This is a genomic window from Neorhizobium sp. IRS_2294, assembly GCF_050500145.1.
Taxonomy (GTDB): Bacteria; Pseudomonadota; Alphaproteobacteria; order Rhizobiales; family Rhizobiaceae; genus Neorhizobium; species Neorhizobium soli.
In genome coordinates, this window is the sequence record NZ_CP191439.1 from 2,948,735 (window position 1) to 2,968,874 (window position 20,140).

At 61.4% G+C, this 20,140-nt stretch carries 19 protein-coding genes; 2 read left to right on the top strand and 17 right to left on the bottom strand.

Features of this window, described 5'->3' with window-relative positions:
* Positions 1–189 precede the first annotated feature (189 nt).
* Both ACQY1K_RS14305 and ACQY1K_RS14310 read right to left on the bottom strand, forming a co-directional pair.
* Positions 190–1,131 carry an HWE histidine kinase domain-containing protein gene (locus tag ACQY1K_RS14305; protein WP_244474087.1) on the bottom strand — a complete coding sequence of 314 codons (942 nt, stop codon included), beginning with the start codon at positions 1,129–1,131 and terminating at the stop codon, positions 190–192.
* Between the two features lie 381 nt (positions 1,132–1,512).
* Positions 1,513–2,307 carry a response regulator gene (locus ACQY1K_RS14310; RefSeq protein ID WP_062461304.1) on the bottom strand — a complete coding sequence of 265 codons (795 nt, stop codon included), beginning with the start codon at positions 2,305–2,307 and terminating at the stop codon, positions 1,513–1,515.
* Positions 2,308–2,475: 168 nt separating this feature from the next.
* On the opposite strand from ACQY1K_RS14310, the gene ACQY1K_RS14315 reads away from it, so the two are divergent.
* Positions 2,476–2,658 (top strand): NepR family anti-sigma factor, encoded by a 183-nt coding sequence (locus ACQY1K_RS14315; RefSeq protein WP_062461941.1) that lies wholly within the window; start codon positions 2,476–2,478, stop codon positions 2,656–2,658.
* Positions 2,655–3,221, top strand: coding sequence for an RNA polymerase sigma factor (locus ACQY1K_RS14320; RefSeq protein WP_062461307.1), 567 nt, complete (start codon positions 2,655–2,657; stop codon positions 3,219–3,221). Before ACQY1K_RS14315 ends, ACQY1K_RS14320 begins: the two co-directional genes overlap by 4 nt.
* 237 nt (positions 3,222–3,458) lie before the next feature.
* On the opposite strand, the gene ACQY1K_RS14325 is transcribed toward ACQY1K_RS14320, so the two are convergent.
* The 15 genes from ACQY1K_RS14325 to ACQY1K_RS14395 form a co-directional block, all read right to left on the bottom strand.
* Complete coding sequence (locus ACQY1K_RS14325; protein WP_062461309.1) at positions 3,459–3,908, bottom strand: hypothetical protein; 450 nt, start codon at positions 3,906–3,908, stop codon at positions 3,459–3,461.
* A 2-nt stretch (positions 3,909–3,910) separates the two neighbouring features.
* Entirely contained in the window at positions 3,911–4,261 is a 351-nt protein-coding gene (locus ACQY1K_RS14330; protein ID WP_062461311.1) for a DUF883 family protein, read from the bottom strand.
* 256 nt (positions 4,262–4,517) lie between these two features.
* Positions 4,518–5,915: an amidase gene (locus ACQY1K_RS14335; RefSeq protein WP_430257662.1), complete on the bottom strand. Its 1,398-nt coding sequence runs from the start codon at positions 5,913–5,915 to the stop codon at positions 4,518–4,520.
* Positions 5,916–5,947: 32 nt separating this feature from the next.
* Positions 5,948–6,766: an ABC transporter permease gene (locus ACQY1K_RS14340; RefSeq protein ID WP_430257663.1), complete on the bottom strand. Its 819-nt coding sequence runs from the start codon at positions 6,764–6,766 to the stop codon at positions 5,948–5,950.
* Positions 6,763–7,713, bottom strand: coding sequence for an ABC transporter permease (locus tag ACQY1K_RS14345; protein WP_430257664.1), 951 nt, complete (start codon positions 7,711–7,713; stop codon positions 6,763–6,765). The genes ACQY1K_RS14340 and ACQY1K_RS14345 overlap by 4 nt, the downstream gene beginning before the upstream one ends.
* Before the next feature lie 647 nt (positions 7,714–8,360).
* The gene (locus ACQY1K_RS14350) at positions 8,361–9,887 is read right to left on the bottom strand and encodes an ABC transporter substrate-binding protein (RefSeq protein ID WP_430257665.1); all 1,527 of its coding nucleotides are present in this window, start codon (positions 9,885–9,887) and stop codon (positions 8,361–8,363) included.
* 90 nt (positions 9,888–9,977) lie between these two features.
* The gene (locus tag ACQY1K_RS14355) at positions 9,978–10,727 is read right to left on the bottom strand and encodes an ABC transporter ATP-binding protein (RefSeq protein WP_325263304.1); all 750 of its coding nucleotides are present in this window, start codon (positions 10,725–10,727) and stop codon (positions 9,978–9,980) included.
* The gene (locus ACQY1K_RS14360) at positions 10,724–11,593 is read right to left on the bottom strand and encodes an ABC transporter ATP-binding protein (RefSeq protein ID WP_430259028.1); all 870 of its coding nucleotides are present in this window, start codon (positions 11,591–11,593) and stop codon (positions 10,724–10,726) included. Before ACQY1K_RS14360 ends, ACQY1K_RS14355 begins: the two co-directional genes overlap by 4 nt.
* 19 nt (positions 11,594–11,612) lie before the next feature.
* Positions 11,613–12,542, bottom strand: a complete 930-nt coding sequence (locus ACQY1K_RS14365; RefSeq protein ID WP_062582012.1) for an ABC transporter permease — start codon at positions 12,540–12,542, stop codon at positions 11,613–11,615.
* A complete protein-coding gene (locus ACQY1K_RS14370) occupies positions 12,539–13,579 on the bottom strand; it encodes an ABC transporter permease (RefSeq protein WP_430259030.1) in 1,041 nt (346 codons plus the stop codon). Before ACQY1K_RS14370 ends, ACQY1K_RS14365 begins: the two co-directional genes overlap by 4 nt.
* A gap of 43 nt (positions 13,580–13,622) precedes the next feature.
* Positions 13,623–15,281, bottom strand: a complete 1,659-nt coding sequence (locus tag ACQY1K_RS14375) for an ABC transporter substrate-binding protein (protein WP_430257666.1) — start codon at positions 15,279–15,281, stop codon at positions 13,623–13,625.
* A 67-nt stretch (positions 15,282–15,348) separates the two neighbouring features.
* Complete coding sequence (locus ACQY1K_RS14380) at positions 15,349–16,398, bottom strand: dipeptidase (RefSeq protein ID WP_430257667.1); 1,050 nt, start codon at positions 16,396–16,398, stop codon at positions 15,349–15,351.
* A 331-nt stretch (positions 16,399–16,729) separates the two neighbouring features.
* On the bottom strand, positions 16,730–17,398 hold the full coding sequence (locus tag ACQY1K_RS14385) for a phosphoribosyltransferase (RefSeq protein WP_430257668.1): 669 nt from the start codon (positions 17,396–17,398) through the stop codon (positions 16,730–16,732).
* Positions 17,399–17,407: 9 nt separating this feature from the next.
* On the bottom strand, positions 17,408–19,207 hold the full coding sequence (locus ACQY1K_RS14390) for an adenine deaminase (RefSeq protein ID WP_430257669.1): 1,800 nt from the start codon (positions 19,205–19,207) through the stop codon (positions 17,408–17,410).
* The gene (locus tag ACQY1K_RS14395; protein ID WP_430257670.1) at positions 19,207–20,136 is read right to left on the bottom strand and encodes a nucleoside hydrolase; all 930 of its coding nucleotides are present in this window, start codon (positions 20,134–20,136) and stop codon (positions 19,207–19,209) included. The genes ACQY1K_RS14390 and ACQY1K_RS14395 overlap by 1 nt, the downstream gene beginning before the upstream one ends.
* Positions 20,137–20,140: the final 4 nt, after the last annotated feature.

The following is a 20,140-nucleotide window of genomic DNA, read 5'->3' on the forward strand; positions in this document are numbered from 1 at the left end:
GTGGAACCGAGCCAGCTCCGTTTTGGGCAGCCGCTATCGCCGGCACGACTTATTCCCTTGTGACGTGAAAACATTGCGCCGAGCAACGAGCCCCGCATGGGGCTATCCCGGTGGCTCCACGTTCGCGAACAGCCCGATGCTTCGATCATCGGGCCTTCGCGTCATGTGAGGAATTGGTAGGCCCGACCTTCAGTCGCTGGCGCCTTCGAGCGGAAAGCTCAGGCGGTACTGAATGCGATCGTTGGAGATCACATATCGTGCCTTGCCGTTGACGGACGCAGGTACCACCCGTTCGAGAACGGTGCTGCCGAAATGCGATCGCATCCCATCCTCGCTGACGTCGACACTGTCGTTTTCTATCAACGCCTCGTCCCAGACGATCTCAAGAACGTCATGCCCATCCACGTGCACCCGGTTGGCCGCCACTTCGATCGGCAGGCGGCTGCGCATGACGGAGCCGTGACTGACGGCGTTGACCACCAGCTCGTGCAGTGCAAGCCCCACATGCAGCGATGCATTGGGCGTCAGCAGAACGTTGTCACCTCCCATGCGGACGAGATGCTTGTTGTCGGGAAGATACTTTTCGGTCTGTTGCTGAACCAGATCGAAAAGATAGGCGCCGCGCCAACTCGAATCGGTGATCAGGTCCTGACTCTGCGACAGCGAATAGAGCCGCCCCCGGAACTTGTGCAGGAAAAGATCGAGCGACCCCGAATAGCGCGCCGTCTGCAGCGCGATGCTCTGGATGATCGCAAGCAGGTTCTTGGAGCGGTGACTGACTTCGCGCAGCAAGGCCCGGAGCAACCGCTCACGATGCCGCTCTTCCGACCGGTCATTGATCGTGGTGACCAGATGCAGGTTCCCGCCTTCGACGCCGACGGCCTGGACGCGGAATTCGAAGACCTGGTCCGAACCCGCCGTGACCTCGATATGGCCTTTGCGGCCAAGCTCGGTCATTTCCGATTTCAGCGTGTGGAGTTTCGCAGCCACGTCGTCGCCGAACAGGCTTGCATCGCTTGGCGCATCCACGCCTTGAAGCGACCAGACCTGAGGCAGGTTGGCAACGAGAAGGTAATTCTGCTGGGTGTCCTGGATAATGATGCATGCGCCGAGATCAATCAGCGCTGGCATGAAAAACTCACGCAACTTGTCATCACTCTGACCAGCTTGCTGCCATGTCAGCGGATGCGTCACTTGGTAAACTCCGTTGCGACTTCCAGGCGAACGGAAGTCTGAATATAGACTTCCGCAACTCATTCAAGTTCAAAATCTTATAAAGTGTCGGCCTTGTCGAAACAACCCAACCCTTTGGTAATCCTTAGCTCTAACGAGACGTACCAACCAGGCCAAATCTCTTTTTCAATATCCGCAGGTAAGTATCCCACGGACGCTTTAAATCAAGGGAAGACATCGCTCGGCATCATAGCGGGAAAGCAAGCGGGGCGTTCCGATATCCCAGAACGCCTCTCTTTGGGGTTTGTTCCTGCCTAAAATCGATCGATGGCAGATAGATCAGGCAGCAGCCTTAACCGCGTCATTGAAGAACAAGGCCTGGCTGATCAGAGCCTTCACCATATCCGGATTGAAAGGCTTGGTGACGAGGAAAGCAGGCTCAGGCCGCTCGCCGGTCAGCAGACGCTCCGGGAATGCCGTGATGAAGATCACAGGGACATTGGAGGACTTCAGGATCTCGTTGACCGCGTCGATGCCAGAGCTTCCGTCCGCCAGCTGGATATCGGCGAGAACCATCTTCGGCTGCGATGTCTGGAACAGCGATACCGCTTCCTTGTGGGTACGCGCGATACCCGTGACGCGGTGACCAAGGTCCTGCACCATCTGCTCGATGTCGAGCGCGATCAGCGGCTCGTCTTCGATGATCATGATATCGGTCGCGACCTGGCGGGAGATTTCGCGCGAGGCTTCGTCGAGAAGCTTGTTCACTTCACCAACGCTGATATCGAGAACTTCAGCCGCTTCCTCAATCGTGAAGCCTTCGACCGAAATCAGAAGGAAGGCATGACGGGACTGCGACGGAAGGTTCGAAAGGTTAGCCGCTGCGCGCTGTTCCCAAGCAAACGGCGAGTCGATCGGCCGGATCTCGATTGAAGTGGAACCAAAAATTGCGACAAACAGTTTGTAAAGCGATACACGATCCTTAGACGACTCCGGAAAGATGGAGACGTCCGCGATCAGGGCCTCGAGGACCGCCGCGACATAGGCGTCTCCCGATGTCTGCGATCCGGTAACGGCCCGCGCATAGCGGCGCAGATATGGAAGATGAGACGCAACGCGTGAGGTCAGTGACATAAAAAAATACTCCCCGGGACCCAATGAGGGCAATTGACGGACTAATAACGTGGGTACTTAAAAAAAGTTCCGCAAGGGTGGAACTTTTTTTCGATCCGCGAATTTTGAGGTGACGATATCGAACAGGCCATTTGAGTGATGAGTGACGACAACACAAAAAAAGATGACATGACAACAAGCCAATCTCAAGAAGCAAGGCCTGGGTCAGTGTCTCCCAACGCCTCGATCTCTCGCAAACTGCGTGAATTTTATGACGCAGTCCAGGAGGAGGGTATCCCTGATCGCTTCCTCGATCTGCTCGAACGGCTCGACCATGCCGAGCGCAACGCCAAGTCGGTGGATGCGAAATGAGCAAGGAAGAAGACAACGACGATCGCATTTTTAAGCGCGACCTTTTGGCATCGCTGCCGAACCTGCGCGCTTTTGCCGTCTCGCTGACCGGTCGTCACGACAAGGCCGATGACCTTGTCCAGGACACGATCATGAAGGCGTGGGCGAACCAGAAGAGCTTTACGGCCGGCACCAACATGCGGGCCTGGCTGTTCACGATCCTGCGCAACGAATTCTACAGCCAGATGCGCAAGCGTGGCCGCGAAGTGCAAGACAGCGACGGCCTGTTTTCCGAACGCTTTTCCGTGCACCCCGAACAGTATGGTCGCCTCGATCTGCAGGACTTTCGTGCAGCGCTCGACAAGCTTCCGGACGATCAGCGTGAAGCGATTGTTCTCGTCGGCGCAGCAGGCTTTGCCTATGAGGAAGCGGCAGAGATCTGCGGTTGCGCCGTCGGCACGATCAAGAGCCGTGTCTCGCGCGCTCGTACCCGCTTGCAGGAGCTGCTTGGCGTATCCGGCGAGGTCGATTATGGCCCGGATGCCGGTGACGCGGCCATCACGTCCCGCGCCTTCGGCGGCTGAACGTTCAGCGAAGTACATGTAAACTCATAGACGCCGCCTTCACGGGCGGCGTTTTTGTGTGTTTCGCGTAGCACCAGACAACTGCCCTCCCTTGTGTTTGCAGTATTTTGCATAGCACAGATCCATTCGCTCCGCGCGAGCGTCGACCAGAGCCTGATGACAATCCGACAAGACACAAAAAAAGCTGCCGGAATTTGTCCGGCAGCTCGATGATCGAAAGACGAGTAACGGCTGGTGTTACTCTCCAGGATTTGTAAAGCGACGACGCGTCCTGCCACCGCTCAGGGCGAGGAAGCCGAGGCCCCCCGCGATCGATGCAAACATCAGCGGCTTCGACTTCAGAAGAAGCGGAACCGCTGTGAGTGCTGCCGTCAAAGCCAGCGTCTTGCCGCTATTGGCGGCAACTGCCTGCTTCTTGCGCTTGACTTCCGCTCTCGCCGTGAGCGTCACCGAAAGGTAGAAAATCACGGCCAGCAGCAATGCGCCGCCTGCAACCACCAGAAGCGCTATGGGAAGGCCCCAGAACTGCGACAGATGAACGGCAAGTGCCGCAACGCCCAGCACATAGGCCGTCAGCACGAAAAGTGCAGCGAGCCCATACAGCATGATGTTGCGCTTCAGCCGCTCCGTAAATGCCGCGATATCCATCGCGGCAAACGAAGCGATAAGGGGACCAAGGCCCATCATCTTTAGCGACGCGACAGAAGAGCGAAGACGAAGCCAACGCCGGCTGCGATCGCGATCGACTGGATCGGTGCCTTGCGGATCTTCGCTTCCAGGTCGCGCTCGAACGAGATCGCCTGCTCGCGGGCAGCTTCAACCATCTGCATGGACGCATCGGTCGCATCGGATGCGGCGCGACGGGCCTTGCCCTTCACTTCACTCGCCGTGCTGCTGCCGACGGCGCCGACGGTCTTGGCAAGCGACGAGATATCTTCGCGGAGCTGCTGCAGCTGCGCTTCGATGTCAGACGTCGTAGCAGCACCGGCAGCGGTGCGAGCGCGGGCAATTTCGGCATTCGTGGAAGTAGCTGCGGCCATGGAGATCTCCTGTTTCTACGGATCTTGGCGCCGCGCGGAAGGCGCGGGCTTTGCGGAAAGGTTCAAACGACATGCAAACTGTGAGGCTAGGCGAAGATCGGGATATCAGGCCCGGTCGTGTTCGAAAGGATGCCTCTCGCACATCATACTCCACCAGACGCAAAGTGCACGCATTCGTCTGCCAAAATGAAACGCGGCGAAACCGTGAAGGTTCCATCGCCGATTTTTGCGCTCGGACCTTCACTGGACGGGCAGATCAGGGCGTAAGTCTCGGCTCTGGCCAGTTGGTCACGCCGCCGGTCCACTGCTCAAACGCATGCGACAGCTTCAGAACGAGCAAGTCTGCGAACCGGGGCCCGACGATCTGCAGCCCGATTGGCATTCCGCTGCGGGAGAAACCGCAGTTGATCGAGGCGGCCGGCTGCTCCGACATGTTCCACGGCACCGTGTAGCCGATATGCTCGAACGGTTTCAGAGGATCGTTGGTCGGCGATGCCCAGTCGGCCGGATAGGAGACGATCGGGTTGGTCGGCGACAAAACCGCATCGACGCCGGAGAAGAGTCTCGCACAGGCCTTGCGCATCTCGTTCGTCTGGTTGAAACCGCGCACCGCCTCGACGCCGGAAACCGAAGCCCCGCCCTTTGCCCATTCGAAGATGTAGGGCAGGATCTGCGCCTTGCGCTCGTCCGGCATCGTCTCGATATCGCCCCAGAACCGCGCCCGCCAGAAACTGTCGAGCCCGTCCAGCATCGTCCGCGTCATGACGGGCGCAACCTCCACGATCTCGGCCCCCGCCGCCTCGAACCGCTTTGCCGCAGCCGTCACCGCCGCGCGGACCTCGTCGTCGAGAGAGATCCCGATGCCCGCATCCAGCATAAGCCCGATCTTCATCCCCTTGACGTCGATGTCGAGATCCACCCAGTCGAAGGCGTTGGGCGGCAGCGATGTCGCGTCGCGCCAGTCGGGGCGCGACAGGGTCGCCATGGCGATCGCACTGTCTTCCACCGTCCGCGTCATCGGGCCGGCACAGCGCCCGACAAAGAACGGATCGACCGGAATGCGGCCCTGGCTGGGCTTGAAGCCGAAAAGCCCCGTCCAGCCGGCCGGCAGCCGGATCGAACCGCCGATATCGGTGCCGATATGCAGGGGTCCGAAGCTCGAAGCCGCAGCAGACGCGGCGCCGGCGCTGGATCCGCCGGGGTTCTGCGTCAGGTCCCAGGGATTGCGGCTTAAGGGGTGAAAGCTGGAAAGCCCTGACGACAGCATGCCGTAATCGGGACATGTGGTCTTTGCGAAGATCACCGCGCCGTCCTCGCGCAGCCGTGCAGCGGCGGGCGCATCGCTGGCCGCCGCCGTCAGCTCCGTCGCGGCGGACCCGAGCGGCACCGGATGCCCTTTCGTGGCGATCAGTTCCTTGATCGTCACCGGAATGCCGTCGAGCATCCCAAGCGTCTCGCCCTTCGCCCAGCGCTCGGTGGACGCTTTCGCCTGTTGCCGTGCGCTTTCCGGATCGTAGAGGTAGAGCGCCTGAACTTGGTGTTCGAACGCCGCAACCCGTGCCTCGACCACCTCCCAGTATTCCAGCGGCGAAAGCTTCTTCTGCGCATAAAGAGAAAGAATGTCCCGGATCGTCAGTTTCAAAAGGGCGTTCATGAAAAGTCTTTCACTCAGGTCGTCGTTTAAAATCAGGGTGTCGAGCGCGGATCGAGAAGGTCGCGCAGACCATCGCCGAGCATGTTGAGGCCCAGCACCGCGATCGCGATCGCCAGCCCCGGCATCAAGGCGAGCCAAGGCGCCTGCCCAAGGAACGTCTGCGAATCCGCAAGCATCCGCCCCCAGGTCGGGTTCGGCGGCGGCATGCCGAGCCCGAGATAGGAAAGCCCCGCCTCGGTCAGGATCGCGAGACCGAGCTGGATCGTCACCTGCACGATGATCTGGTTCGAAATATTGGGCAGGATGTGGACGAACGTGATCTTCAGCTTCGAACGCCCCATGCCGACAGCCGCCGCCACATAGTCGCGCGTCCAGATCTGCCGGGCCGCGGCCAGCGTGAGGCGTGCGAAGACGGGCACCATGAACGTGGCAATAGCGATGACCGCCGTGAACCGGCCGGATCCGATAAAGGCGCCGAGCATCATCGCCGACAGGATCGGCGGAACCGCGAAGATGATGTCGCAGCCGCGCATCACGATCTGTTCGACCCAGCCGCGCCGCATCGCCACAACCGTGCCGACAGCCGTGCCGATCGTGGCACCGATCGCCACCGCAAGCAGCGCCGTCGACAGCGAATTCCACGCCCCGACCATCAGTGCAGAAGCGACATCGCGACCAAACTGGTCGGTCCCGAGCAGGCCGAACTCGAATGGCGGCTTCAGCTTGTTGACGATATTCATCTTCGACGGCGGATAGGGCGTCCAGACCAGCGACAGAAGCGCCACCAGAAACAGGAACAACGTCACGACAAGTCCGGCAAGAAGAACGGGACGGCGCAGAAGTTGCCTCATCTCACCCCCACCCTCAGCCGCGGATCGATCACCAGGTAAAGAAGGTCGACGAGGAAATTGACGACGATGACAAGGGCTGAGAAAAACAGGACGACGTCCTGCATGACCACGATGTCACGCTGCGCCAGCGACTGGTAGGCAAGCCTTCCCAGACCCGGCAGGTTGAAGACGTTTTCGACCAGCACTGCACCGGCGATCAGGAAGGTGAACTGCATGCCGATCATCGTCACCACGGGCACAAGCGCATTCGGCACCGCATGGCGCCAGAGGGCTGCCCCCTCGCCCAGTCCCTTGGCACGGGCGGTGCGCACGTAATCCTCGTTCATCACGTCCAGCACCGCGGCCCGCGCAACCCGCGTCAACACGCCCGCCTGCGGCAGCGCCAGCGCGATCGCCGGCAGCAGCAGCGCCTGCAGCCCGGCAAGCAGTCCCGCGTCCCAGCCCGGAAATCCACCCGCCGGCATCCAGCCGAGCAGCGTCGAAAACAGGATGATCGACAGCAGCCCCACCCAGAAGGCCGGTACCGCGATACTGACATAGGACACCGCGCCGACGAAGGCATCGAACATGCCATTATGCTTCTTCGCCGCCTGCACGCCGAGAGGAACGGCAATTCCGACCGAGAGTAGAACCGCCATCAACGCCAACGGCAGCGTAACCGTCAACCGCTCCGCAATCAGCCCCGCAACCGGCACGCCATAGGTAAAGGACTGCCCGAGATCGCCCTGAAGAACACCCCAGAGCCAAGCGAGATAACGCACCGGCAGCGGCTGATCGAGCCCCATCTGGGTTCGAAGCGCCGCCAGCGTTTCCGGGCTCGCGGACGTCCCGAGCACAATCGCCGCCGGATCCCCCGGCAAGAGACCCATGACGACGAAGATCAGCAACGACACGACGAGAAGCGTGACGACGAGCGACAGGATGCGCCGGATAAGGATGGAGATCATGGGGCACACCCTCCAAGATCCCTCATTCCTGTGACGTGCACAGGAATGAGGGAGAGCTCACAGATGCGAGGCAGACAGTCCCCGAGTTCCGCCTGGGTGGCTTGGATCCACATTCCGCACGTTCCTGCTGCATCCCACCCCTCATCCGCTCGCCGGCAGTTTCTCCCCGCGCGGGGAGAAGGACCAATGCCGTACCCTCCCGACGCCTCTGCTGAAGCACCTCCCTCGATCCAGGCATATTGCTCACTTGAGGCACGTCCCTGCTCCCCTACTGCTAATAGAATCATCATCAGTAGCCATGAATGGTGATGAAAATCATTGCGTAGGCTGGGACGAGAATGAAAACAGCTGCCGTTCCGAGCACGAAGATAACGAGAACCCACTCCCAAAAAGTGCGCGGCCACATCTGGATCACTCCTGCGGTTTCCCCTCGGAATATCACCCGGCCGAACCGAAGGCCCACGATCGAGGTCACCGGGTGCCGCATATCTTCTCCCCCCTTGTGGGGGAGATGGCGGGCAGGCCAGAGGGGGATTTCAGTCATCCGCGAATGAGCCCCATCTTTCGCAAGGCCCGCTCATCGCAATGCTTGACGCCTCTCCCGTTGTCGGAAACGTCACCGGCGCAGATTACGGCGAGACGCATCGTCATTCTTGCCAATACACCTCGGACAGCACGTTCGAAGGGATCGGCTCGTTCTCCCACAGCCCTTTCAGCTTCGCGTCCCAGATCCCGAGCTTCGGCATCACGAACAGGAACAAGGCCGGGACGTCCTCTGCCAGGATCGTCTGCGCCTCGCCGTAGAGCTTGTCCTGTTCCGCAGGATCGGCCGTCGCCTCGACCTTGGCGAGGATCTCGTTGAAGGCGGGGTTCTTGTAGTGGAAGTAATAGGGGTCGCGGGCGTAGATATCGATGTCCATCGGCTCCGCATGGGCAACGATGGTCATGTCGTAGTCGCCGGCTTTAAGCACGTCCGATACCCATTTTGCGGGAAACTCGGTCGTCTCGATGTTCATCGTGACGCCGATTTCGGCAAACATCGCCTGCAGGATCTGCGACGAGCGCTGCGCATAAGCCATCTGCGGCGCCTTCATGGTGAAGGAGAACCCGTTCGGATATCCGGCCTCGCTCAAAAGCGCCTTCGCCTTTTCGGCGTCGTAGGGGTAGACGCCGGTTAAGTCCTTGAAGCCGCGGTCGTTCGGCGTGTAGTGGCTGCCGATCGGCGTGCCGTAACCCGACCATGCACCTTCGACAACGGTCGCACGATCCACCGCCATCATCAGCGCTTGGCGAACCTTCTTGTCGTCGAATGGCTTGCGCGAATTGTTCATGCCAGCCACGACCTTGAGCTCGGTATTGCCGATCACGGTCGTGAGCTTCGTGTCGCCCTCGAAGGAGGAGACCAGTTCCGGCGCGCCGAACTCCGGAAACGCGTCGACATCGCCGGCCTTCAGGGCCGCTGCCTGCGCCTGCGGATCGGCGATGAACCGGAAAACCGCTGTCTCGAGCCTCACCGAAACGGACTTGTTCCAGTAGTCAGTGTTCTTCGCCAGATCGACCTTCGAGCCCTTCTGCCAGGACACGAACTTGAACGGACCGGTGCCGACCGGCGTGGTCTTGTTGTCGGCAGCGGATTTCGGCTCGACCATGACAGATGCCGGCCAGCCGAGCCAGTAGAGCAGGCTGCCCGCCGGCTGCTTCAGCTTCAGCACCAGCGTTGCGGCATCGGGCGTCTCCACTGTCTCGATCGAGGCGAAATAGCGCTTCTGCGGATTGACGCTGTCGGCGCCGCGAGCCCGGTCGATCGCAAATTTCGCAACGGACGAGTCGAAGGCGACGCCGTTGTGGAAGGTCACGCCCTGGCGCAGCTTGAACGTATAGGTCTTCCCATCCGAGGAAATCTCCCAGCTTTCCGCAAGCTGCGGCTGCACCTTGCCGGCGCTGTCGACCGTCGTCAGGCCCTCAAAGATATTCTGCCAGCTCACCTGCCCGATCGCGACAGGGGCGGCAATCGTCGGATCGAGACCAATGGGTTCGATCGTCATGCCGATCGTGACCGACGTCTTTGCCGCGGCAAACGCCCCGCTTCCCATCGAGGCGGCAAGGCCAAGCGCAACAGACGCCGCAATCACGCTCCGGCGCGAAAACACACCCCAACCAGCAACCGTCTTCATGGCATTGTTCCCCTGCTTATTGATCTCTTAACCGCGATCTTACGGGCATTTCGCAGGTGCACAATAGTCTTCTGCCGCCCGCCACAAGGATTAGCCGCGGCTGAAGCCTTCGCTCGCCACCAGCAGCTGTCGGGTGTAATCCGCCGAGAACTCGCGGTTTTCAAGCGCCTGCGCCGGCACGGTTTCCACGACCTTGCCGCTCTTCATCACCGCAAGACGGCCGCACATATGGCTGATCACACCGAGATCATGGCTGACCATCACAAAGGTCAATCCGCGGTCGCGCTTTGCCTGCTCCAGCAAATTGAGGATTTCCGCCTGGATCGACGCATCGAGCGCCGAGGTCGGCTCATCCAGCAGCAGGATCTTCGGCTCGAGGATGAGTGCCCGGGCAATCGCGATCCGCTGGCGCTGGCCGCCGGAAAGCTGGTGCGAATAGCGGAACCGGAAACCCGCCCCCAGCCCGACCTCATCAAGCGCGCGGGCAATCCGCACATCGACATCGGTAAAGCCATGGATCGCCAGAGGCTCCAACAGCAGCCGGTCCACCGTCTGGCGCGGATGCAGCGATCCGTAAGGATCCTGGAACACCATCTGGACGGTGCGGTAGAATTCCTTGGTCCTACTCTGCCCCGAATAGGTTTTCCCCGCGACCGTCAGCGTCCCGCTGTCGAACCCTGCCAGCCCAGACACCGCGCGCAACAGCGTCGATTTCCCAGACCCCGATTCACCGACGATCCCGAAACTTTCGCCCTCTTCCACATCCATGCTGACATGATCAAGTGCTGCAAAATCGTCATAGGTGACGAGCATGTCCCTGATGGAGATGATGGCACTCATAGCGACCACTCCGGCTTGCGGTCGAGCACCGGCAGCGGATGCCGGTTCGAGCCTATCGTCGGCAGGCAATTGAGAAGCCCGAGCGTATAGGGATGGCTCGCCTTGGAAAGATCGGCAGACGCCAGTTCCTCCACCACCCGTCCGGCATACATCACCAGTACCCGGTCGCAGAAGGAGGAGACCAGACGCAGATCGTGGGACACGAAGATTAGCCCCATGCCGCGTTCGGACACCAGCTTGTCGAGAATGTCGAGAACGTCGAGCTGCACGGTCACGTCGAGCGCGGACGTCGGTTCGTCAGCGATCAGAAGCTCCGGCCCGCAGATCAGCATCATTGCGATCATCACCCGCTGCCCCATGCCGCCGGAAACCTCGTGCGGATAGAGATCGTAGACGCGGCCCGGATCGCGGATCTGCACCGCTTCGAGCATCGCAATCACGCGGTCCTTGGCCTGCGATCCCGAGAGCTTTTCATGGGTCTTCAGCGTTTCGACGATCTGCCGGCCGATGGTCATGACCGGATTGAGCGAATATTTCGGGTCCTGCAGGATCATCGCGATCTGCTTGCCGCGAATGTGCCGCCGCTCCGATTTCGGCATCGACAGCAAATCGCGACCTCGAAATTCCAGCTTGTTCGCGGTGATCTTCGCGTGGCCGGCCGTCAGCCCCATGATGGCGCGACCGGTCTGCGATTTGCCGGAACCGGATTCGCCGACAATGCCGAGACGTTCCTTGCCGAGCGTGAACGAGACGCCGCGCACAGCGGTTACCTCGCCGGTGCGGGTCGGAAACGTCACGCGCAGGTCGTCGACCGCAAGCAGCGGCACTTCGGTGGTAGCAGTCATGTTGACGGAAGGATTGCCCATCATCATTGGCCTTTCTCCGTCATTGTCCGGCCTCCTTCGGATCCAGCGCATCGCGCAATCCATCGCCGAGAAGGTTGAAGCCGAGGCTGACGATCAGGATGGCGATACCGGGCATGGCCGCCACCCACCACTGGTCGAGAATGAAACGGCGACCGGATGCGATCATCGCGCCCCATTCCGGCAGCGGCGGCTGTGCGCCGAGACCAAGGAAGCCGAGGCCGGCGGCGGTCAGGATGATGCCTGCCATATCGAGCGTGACACGCACGATCAGCGACGACATGCAGAGCGGCATGACATGGCGCAGCACAATGCGGAATGGCGAAGCACCCATCAGCTTCACGGCCGAAATGAATTCCGAGTTGCGGAACGTCATCGTTTCGGCGCGGGCAATACGCGCATAGGGCGGCCAGGACGTGACGGCGATGGCAAGCACCGCGTTCTCGATGCCGGGTCCCAATGCCGCGACCAGCGCCAGCGCCAGAACGAGCTTCGGAAAGGCGAGAAAGATGTCGGTGATCCGCATCAGGACCGCATCCACCCAGCCACCGGCGTAACCGGAGACAGTGCCGACGATCAGCCCGACCGGCGCGGCGATGACCGCGACCAGCACCACCACGAACAGCGTCAGCCGCGATCCGTAGAGCAGCCGCGAAAGGATATCGCGGCCCTGGTCGTCGGTGCCGAGCAGGAAGCCGGCCGAACCCGGCGGCAGCAGCCGCGAATTGCGCAGGTCGCCCTGCACCGGGTTATGCGGCGCAAGAACGTTGGCGAAGATGGCGATGAAAATCAGGCCTAGAATGATGAACAGGCCAAGCAGTGCCAGCCGGTTTTCGGAAAACTGCCGCCATACCACATAGGCGCGGCCGACGCGCGCCTGATGCCGGGAGGTCGGCCGGTCGGACAAAAGCCACGCCCGGCTATAGGGTTTCAACGGTTCAACGACACTCATCGGCGCGTCCTCGGGTCGAGCGTCCGATAGAGAAGATCGGAAAACAGGTTGATGGCGACGAACACCATGCCGATCACAAGTGTGCCCCCGAGCACCGCGTTCATGTCGGCATTTTGCAGCGAGTTGGTGATGTAGAGGCCAAGCCCCGGCCAGGAGAAGATGGTTTCGGTCAAAACCGAGCCTTCAAGCAACCCCGCATAGGAAAGCGCGATGACGGTGATCAACGGCACGGCCGCATTACGCAGCGCGTGGAACCAGATGATCCGCGTTTCCGAAAGGCCCTTGGCACGCGCCGCAACCACGTATTCCTGCGCAAGCTCGGTCAGCATGAACGAGCGCGTCATGCGGCTGATATAGGCGAGCGAGAAATAGCCGAGCAGGCATCCGGGCAGGATGATGTGACGGAACAGGTCCCACACCACCTCCCACTCCCGCTGCCATATGGCATCGACGAGAAAGAAGCCGGTCACGGACGTGAACGTGTATTCGTAGGCGATATCGATGCGGCCGGGATAGGCGACCCAGCGAAGCTTCGCGTAGAACACGACAAGCGACAGCAGTCCCAGCCAGAAGATCGGCACCGAATAGCCGATCAGGCCGATGATGCGCACGATCTGGTCGGCGATCGAGCCGCGCTTGACGGCCGCCAACACGCCGAGCGGCACGCCGATGACGGCACCGATCAGCGTGCCGATCGTGGCAAGCTCGATCGTTGCCGGAAACACCCGCGCGATATCGGTCATCACAGGGTTCGTCGTCAGCACCGAGGTGCCGAAATCACCGGTCAGCGCCTGTTTTATGTAGATCCAGAACTGATGATAGAGCGGCAGGTTGAGGCCCAGTTGCTCGCGCACCCGCTCCACCACATGCGCCGGCGCCCGGTCACCAACGATCGCCAGTGCCGGATCGATCGGCACGACGCGGCCGATGAAGAAGGTGACGGCCAACAGGCCGAGAAAAGTGGTCGCCGCGGTGATCAGAAACCGCAGCGTACCTTTGACAATGGAGGGAGCACGGCGCCGGTTGCGCCGTGTCACAGTCGTTACATCAGGAAGCGTCAAGGAAATCGTCCCCTATCTGCTATTCCTTTGAGACCGGAGCAACGAAGTTGGTGTCGAAGCTCGGGCCGAGCTTGTAATTCTTCACCTTGGACGAATAGCCGGCCACTTCCGTCTGCTGGAAGACGATCACGAACGGGCTGGTGGCCAGAACCTTTTTCTGCAGGTCCTCGTAGGTGGCCGCGCGCTTGGCGGCATCCTTTTCGAGAAGCGCACCCTTGCTGGCGTCAGACAGTTCCTTCGGCACGTCCCAGGCATTGCGCCATGCGAGCGTCTTGGTCGTGCCGGTATCGGCATTGTCAGGATTGACTGTAAACGTCTCGGCATTCGAGTTCGGATCGAAATAGTCCGAACCCCACTGGCCGATATAGATGTCGTGGGTACGGGCGCGGTACTTGGTCAGGGTCTGCTTGCCATCGCCCGGAATGATTTCCAGCTTGATATTGGCCTCGGCCAACGTCTGCTGCACGCTTTCGGCAATGCCAGTCACCGGCTGCGTGTTGCGCACGTCCATGGTCACGGTAAAGCCGTCAGCCAGACCGGCCTTGGCCAGCAGTTCCTTCGCCTTGGCCACATCCAGCTTGTACGGGTTTTCCGAGAGAGCGCCGAGCTGGCCCTTCGGCAGGAAGGTCTGGTGGATTTCGCCGATACCCTTGATCAGCGTTGCGCCGATCGCATCGTAGTCGACCAGATACTTCATCGCCTCGACCACTTCCGGCTTGGCGAGGTTCTTGTTCTTCTGGTTGAGGCTGAAATAGTAGACAGTGCCCTTCGGCGCAGACGTGAGCGAGATGCCCTCTTTCTTCGACACGGCATCCATGTCGTTCGGCTCGAGATTGCGGGCAACGTCGATATCGCCGTTCTCCAGCGCCAGGCGCTGGCCCGAGCTCTCCTTCATATGGCGGTAGATGACCCGCTTCAGCTTCGGCTTTTCGCCGTAATAGTTGGGGTTGGCTTCCATCACGACGGCCTCGTTGGCGCGCCAGGCGAGAACCTTGAACGGGCCGGAACCCGCATAGCCGGTCTTCATCCATTCATTGCCGAAATCGGTATCGAACTTGTATTCGGCAGTCGGGGTCACGGATTTCGCATGCTCCATCACCACCTTCTTGTCGACCACGGCGGTCACCGTGGCAGTCAGGACGTTGAGCACGAAGCTCGGCGCGTAGGCCTTGTCGACGACAAAGGTAAACGTGTCGGCGCCGGATGCCTTCGCCTTTTCGGTCACATTGTCGGCGCTCAACCCGAACTGGGTCAGAAGGAAAGCCGGCGACTTGTCGAGCTTCACGGCGCGCTCGAACGAGAAAGCGACGTCTTCTGCGGTGATCGGGTTGCCGGAGGCGAATTTGAGGTTGGGCTTCAGCTTGAACGTATAGGTCATGCCATCGTCGGACACGGTCCAGCTGTCGGCGAGATCGCCGATCACCTTCGACGTATCGGAAGGATCAAGCGTCACCAGCTTGCTGTAGCTGTTGGCGGTCACTTCCGCCGCCGAAAGCTCGAAGGCTTCGCCCGGATCGATGGTGATGATGTCGTCGATCGCAAAGCCCTCGACCAGCGTATCGGCCGGCGTCGCGGCCATCGCCTCCCCGGAAAGACCATAGGGCACGGCAAACGAAAGCAGCGACAGCGCGGCGGTTGCCGACAGCATTCGAAGAGTGTGGGAGCGAAGATGAAGCATGTAATTTCCCCTGTTCCGTACGTTGCGGAAGCTTGTTTCTAATCCGTTCGAAGTCCGTTTCTCGAGCCTATTCGTGCCAGGCCTTGCCCAGAACCCTCAACCAGTTTTCACGGCAAAGCTTTGCGAGATCCTCGTCAGCGTATCCCTCGGTTTTGAGGGCCGCAACCAGATTTTGATTGCCTGCAGCATCGCTGATCTGCTGCGGTATCGTGGCGCCGTCGAAGTCCGATCCGAGCGCCACGCAGTCGATCCCCATCCGCTCCACCATGTAGTTGATGTGCCGCACCATGTCGGAAATCGGGGTCGCCGCATCGTCGCGCCCGTCGGGCCGCAGCATGGTCACCGCATAGTTCAGCCCGGCCAGACCGCCACTTTCCTTGATGGCGTCCATCTGCTTGTCCGTCAGGTTGCGGGCAACCGGCGTCAGCGCATGCGCGTTGGAATGGCTGGCGATCAGCGGCTGGTCGGTGGTTTTTGCCACATCCCAGAACCCCTTTTCGGTGATATGCGAAAGATCGATCGCGATGCCGAGCCGGTTGCATTCCTTCACCAGCCGGAATCCCGCCTCGGTCAGCCCCGGCCCCGTATCGGTCGTCATCGGAAACGCGAAGGGCACGCCATGGCCAAAGATGTTGTGGCGGCTCCAGACGGGACCGAGCGACCGCAGGCCCGCCGCATAGAACACGTCGAGATTGACGAGATCCGCATCGATCGCCTCGCAGCCCTCCATATGCATCACCGCCGCAAACACGCCATCCGCCATCGCCTTGCGGATCTGGCCGACGGACCGGCACAGCCGCCAAGCTCCGGCCCGGTCGAGCCGCAGCGCGATGGAGGCCATTTCCAGTGCGATATCGAGCGACGGCGCATAGTCAAGCGGCGCCGCCAGCGGTGTCACGTAGTGTCCATCCGCATCCGGATCCGACAGAACCAGATCGCCCGAGGGAATGTAGATGGCACAAAGCCCACCGCCAAGCCCGCCAGCCTTGGCGCGCGGCACATCGATATGCCCATCCGTCGTCCCCCCGGAAAACTCCGCCACCGGATCCCCACCAGCCTTCAGGGTCCGCCAGAGCCGCAAAAGCACGTCATTATGGCCGTCGAACACCAATTGCATGATTTCATTCCCGATATGGTGATTGGCAGAAGCGGTGGGTGACAGCGATCCTATCCAGCCGGCAGTGTTTCGCAAGGCGGAAATGCGCTCCGATAGCCTCGTGAAGTCATAGCCCGATCAAGAGCTCCCCGCATCGCAGACGCGATGCTGCTGGATTCCTGTGACGAGCACAGGAATGAGGAGTTTTTGGTTACAGTCAGCGCCAAGTAGTAGGCGCCGGTGATTTTGCGAAGACGTCCCCACTCGCTCCCTCATTCCTGTGCTCGTCACAGGAATCCAGCCACGCGAAGTCCTTCGCGTGAGAGAACACTTTTTGGACAGACGACAGACGTCACACCCCCCACAACCCCTCGCCCGCTTTCACCAGCATCGGCGTCCCGAACACCCCAACGACCTTCTGCCGCCATTGCGGTCCGAGCCTCTCATGCCAGCGCACCGATTGCAGCATCGCCGCCCCGATGGCGACAGGCTCGATGCCCTGCGACGCCAGCAACGTCAGACCTGCGACGATCGAGGTACCGGAGGAAATGACGTCGTCCACCAGCACCACGCGCTTGCCCGTGGTGAGAGGCAGCATGCGCGGATCGACATAGAGGCGCTTCACCTGGTCGGGCGTGGTGATCGACGATAGCGGCACCGACATCGCCTCGTCGTACCAGAATTTCCTGGAGGTCCCCAGCGGAACGTAGCGCGGCAATCCCAGCGCGCGGGCGACGGCTGAGGCGAGCGTCAGGCCAAGCGTCGGCAGGCCGACGATCACCTCGGGGCGGTAGGGTTCGAGTTTCTTTGCGAGATCCGCCGCCAGCGCATCCTGCACCTCGAAACTCGCCTGGTTGATGATCAGCGAGGCGAGTGCGTGTTTGCCGTCGGAAAGCGGTCGGATCGGCAGGCGCAGCTGTTGCCCGTCATCGAGACTGACGGGAAAGAACCCTGAAAACGGCGCCTCGCCCGAAAACGTGCCCGCCGGATGGATATCCTGCCAGAAGTCGTGCGGCTGCATGAACGCCCCTTATCCGAGAATTTCGAGAACGGGGCTTTCCAGCACCTTGCCTGTTGCGACATCGGCGATGCCCCTGTCGGTCTGGTGCGGACCGGGATTGCAGGCAAGCGTCGCGCCAAAGCAGGCCTTGAACACAAGATAGGGCGGCGTCCAGTCGACGATGCCGTCCATCGCGGCGCGGATGGCACGAAAGCCGTCTGCTACCTCTTCCATCGGCGCTTCCGAAACGAGACCCGAGAGCGGCAGCGGCAGCAGCACCTCCACCTTGCCGTTGATCGCCACCGCCATGCCGCCACCGGCGGAAATCACCGCATTGGCGGCAACGGCCATATCGACTGGATCGGCGCCGAACACGGTCAGGTTATGGCTGTCATGCGCAAGAGTGGTGGCAAAGGCGCCGCGCCATGTGCCCCAGCCGGTGAGGAAACCGACCCGGGTGCGGCAGTCCGCCCGGCCGTGGCGGTGGGTCACGGCAATCAGCGTCGCACCCTCAGGCGGCACCACGAAACCATCGACGACATCGGCATCCGCGCTTCCCCAGCGGGTAAACCGTGGCCGGTCGATCGTGGCAAGGCGCACCTTCGTGCCCTCCGACCGAACCCGGAAATCGTCTGCCTGCAAAGGCTTGAGCTTGACCGAAGCCGTCAGCGGGGCCGGATCGGTCGGTTTGATCACGACCGAAATCGCTCCGCGGCAGCCAACTTCCGTACCGCTGGCCAGCACATGCCGGGCGCGAAATTCCGTGAGATCCTCGAAGATGGCGATATCGGCACGACGCCCGGCGGCAATCAGGCCGAGATCGGCGCGTCCGATGCGCTGGGCCGCGTTCAGCGTTGCGGCCTGAAGCGCCCATTCCGGCTTCATGCCGTAGCGCACCAGCCTGCGCACCACATCGTCCAGCCCGCCGCCATCGACGAGATCGTCGGGAAACACGTCGTCGGTGCAGAGCGTCAGCGTCTGCGGCAGACGGCCGAGTTCGCCAAGCGCTGCGACGAACTCCGGCAGAAGATGGTCATGGCTGCCGCGCAGCTCCACCGTCAGTCCGGCGCGCAGCTTGGCGATCAGGTCTGCGCCCGAAACAAGCTCGTGGTCGGAGGTGATGCCGGATGCCATGAAGGCATTGAGATCCGCATCGGCAAGGCCGCGGGCATGGCCGCAGACCAGCTTTTCCGCAGCCAGCGCCACTTGGACGATCTCGCTCATGCGCGGGTCGCGATCGATCACGCCGCGCATGTTCATCACTTCGGCCAGACCGGCGATCTTCGGCCAGTAAAGCATTTCCTCGATCGCATCAGCTTCGAAACTGGCGCCCGCCATTTCGAGCCCCGGTGCAGACGGTACGCAGGACGGCGCAAGAACCAGGCACCGCAGCGGCAGGCACTTCACTGCCTCGACCGCCCAGCGCACGCCATCGACACCGTTGACGTTGCCGAATTCGTGCGGATCCCACACGACGGTTGTGACGCCGCGCGGCAGCACGGTTTGTGCGTAGGTGGCCGGCGTCACCATCGAGCTTTCGATATGCATATGCGTATCGATCAGCCCCGGCGACACAAAGGCACCGCCGGCATCGATCACCCGGTCGGCATCGCTGCGGCTAGCAGGCGCGTGGACGCTGGCGATCAGCGGCCCGACAATGCCGATATCGGCCGCGCGGAGTTCGCCCGTCACCATGTCGACGAGGGTGCCGCCGGTGATCAGGATATCGAAAGGCGCATCGCCGCGGGCAGCGATCACGGCCCGGTCGCGCAAGCCCGCATCGGTAAACCCGTAGATGTCAGTCACGATGGTCTTCATCTCGCCGCTCATCACCACGTTGCCTCCGCCTTGAGGGTTTCAAGGATCGTATCGCGCGCCTTTTCGACGTCTATCTCGGCCGCATAGGATCCGTTGAAACCGCTAACCTTGGCCGCCCGGGTCTCCACCACGGTCCGCCCACGCGTCACGGTACCGGCGGTTTCCATGTCGATGCGCGCCTCGCGCCAGGTGACGTGATCCGGATAGGCGAAGGCGAAGGCGGCAACCGCATCGTAAAGCGCCATCGCCGGCCGGCCGCGGCTGGTGGCGATCTCGACGAAGCCGGCCAGAAGATCGGCCACCAGCGTCGCATTGCGTCCGCCGGCAGCGCGGATCGGCGCCACGTCATCCGGAAAGCACAGAACCTTGCGGCAGATATCGAGATCGACCATCCTGAGCGGGATCTGATGCGCAAGCACGATGGCCACCGCTTCCGGATCGGCATAGGCGTTGAATTCGGCAGATGCGGTGTGATTGCCGGCGGTCAGGCTTCCGCCCATCCAGGTGAGATCGGTGATCTTGGCGGCAAGATCCGGCCGTGCCAGCGCAACGGCTGCGATATTGGTGAGCGGCCCCATTGCCAGGATCCGGCGCGCGTCGCCGTCGCTCGTTTCCAGCCACCGGCACAGGGCCTCGAAAGCATCGTCGGTAATCGTGTCGGGCATGTCCGGCAGGTACAGACCGGCGCTTGGCATGCCTTCATCGCCCAGCACGTCCTGCGCCGTCTCAAGCCTGCCCATCACCGGAAAGGCGCGGCCCGCATGAACCGGGAACGGCCAGACGAAGGCCGCACAGGCGCCAGCCGCATTGCCGCGCACCCGTTCAATCGGTGCATTGCCGAACACAAGCGAAACCCCGTCCACGCCGAGGCCCGCATGCGCTGCGACCATGATCGCCGCGATGTCGTCGAACCCCATATCTGTGTCGATCCAGATGCCCATGGCT

Coding starts and splice junctions, on each gene's coding strand:
- ACQY1K_RS14320 (WP_062461307.1), top strand. CDS start 2,655: ATGAGCAAGGAAGAAGACAACGACGATCGCATTTTTAAGCGCGACCTT.
- ACQY1K_RS14345 (WP_430257664.1), bottom strand. CDS start 7,713: ATGATCTCCATCCTTATCCGGCGCATCCTGTCGCTCGTCGTCACGCTT.
- ACQY1K_RS14340 (WP_430257663.1), bottom strand. CDS start 6,766: ATGAGGCAACTTCTGCGCCGTCCCGTTCTTCTTGCCGGACTTGTCGTG.
- ACQY1K_RS14305 (WP_244474087.1), bottom strand. CDS start 1,131: ATGCCAGCGCTGATTGATCTCGGCGCATGCATCATTATCCAGGACACC.
- ACQY1K_RS14315 (WP_062461941.1), top strand. CDS start 2,476: ATGACAACAAGCCAATCTCAAGAAGCAAGGCCTGGGTCAGTGTCTCCC.
- ACQY1K_RS14355 (WP_325263304.1), bottom strand. CDS start 10,727: ATGAGTGCCATCATCTCCATCAGGGACATGCTCGTCACCTATGACGAT.
- ACQY1K_RS14350 (WP_430257665.1), bottom strand. CDS start 9,887: ATGAAGACGGTTGCTGGTTGGGGTGTGTTTTCGCGCCGGAGCGTGATT.
- ACQY1K_RS14325 (WP_062461309.1), bottom strand. CDS start 3,908: ATGATGGGCCTTGGTCCCCTTATCGCTTCGTTTGCCGCGATGGATATC.
- ACQY1K_RS14360 (WP_430259028.1), bottom strand. CDS start 11,593: ATGGGCAATCCTTCCGTCAACATGACTGCTACCACCGAAGTGCCGCTG.
- ACQY1K_RS14330 (WP_062461311.1), bottom strand. CDS start 4,261: ATGGCCGCAGCTACTTCCACGAATGCCGAAATTGCCCGCGCTCGCACC.
- ACQY1K_RS14375 (WP_430257666.1), bottom strand. CDS start 15,281: ATGCTTCATCTTCGCTCCCACACTCTTCGAATGCTGTCGGCAACCGCC.
- ACQY1K_RS14335 (WP_430257662.1), bottom strand. CDS start 5,915: ATGAACGCCCTTTTGAAACTGACGATCCGGGACATTCTTTCTCTTTAT.
- ACQY1K_RS14395 (WP_430257670.1), bottom strand. CDS start 20,136: ATGGGCATCTGGATCGACACAGATATGGGGTTCGACGACATCGCGGCG.
- ACQY1K_RS14380 (WP_430257667.1), bottom strand. CDS start 16,398: ATGCAATTGGTGTTCGACGGCCATAATGACGTGCTTTTGCGGCTCTGG.
- ACQY1K_RS14385 (WP_430257668.1), bottom strand. CDS start 17,398: ATGCAGCCGCACGACTTCTGGCAGGATATCCATCCGGCGGGCACGTTT.
- ACQY1K_RS14390 (WP_430257669.1), bottom strand. CDS start 19,207: ATGAGCGGCGAGATGAAGACCATCGTGACTGACATCTACGGGTTTACC.
- ACQY1K_RS14310 (WP_062461304.1), bottom strand. CDS start 2,307: ATGTCACTGACCTCACGCGTTGCGTCTCATCTTCCATATCTGCGCCGC.
- ACQY1K_RS14365 (WP_062582012.1), bottom strand. CDS start 12,542: ATGAGTGTCGTTGAACCGTTGAAACCCTATAGCCGGGCGTGGCTTTTG.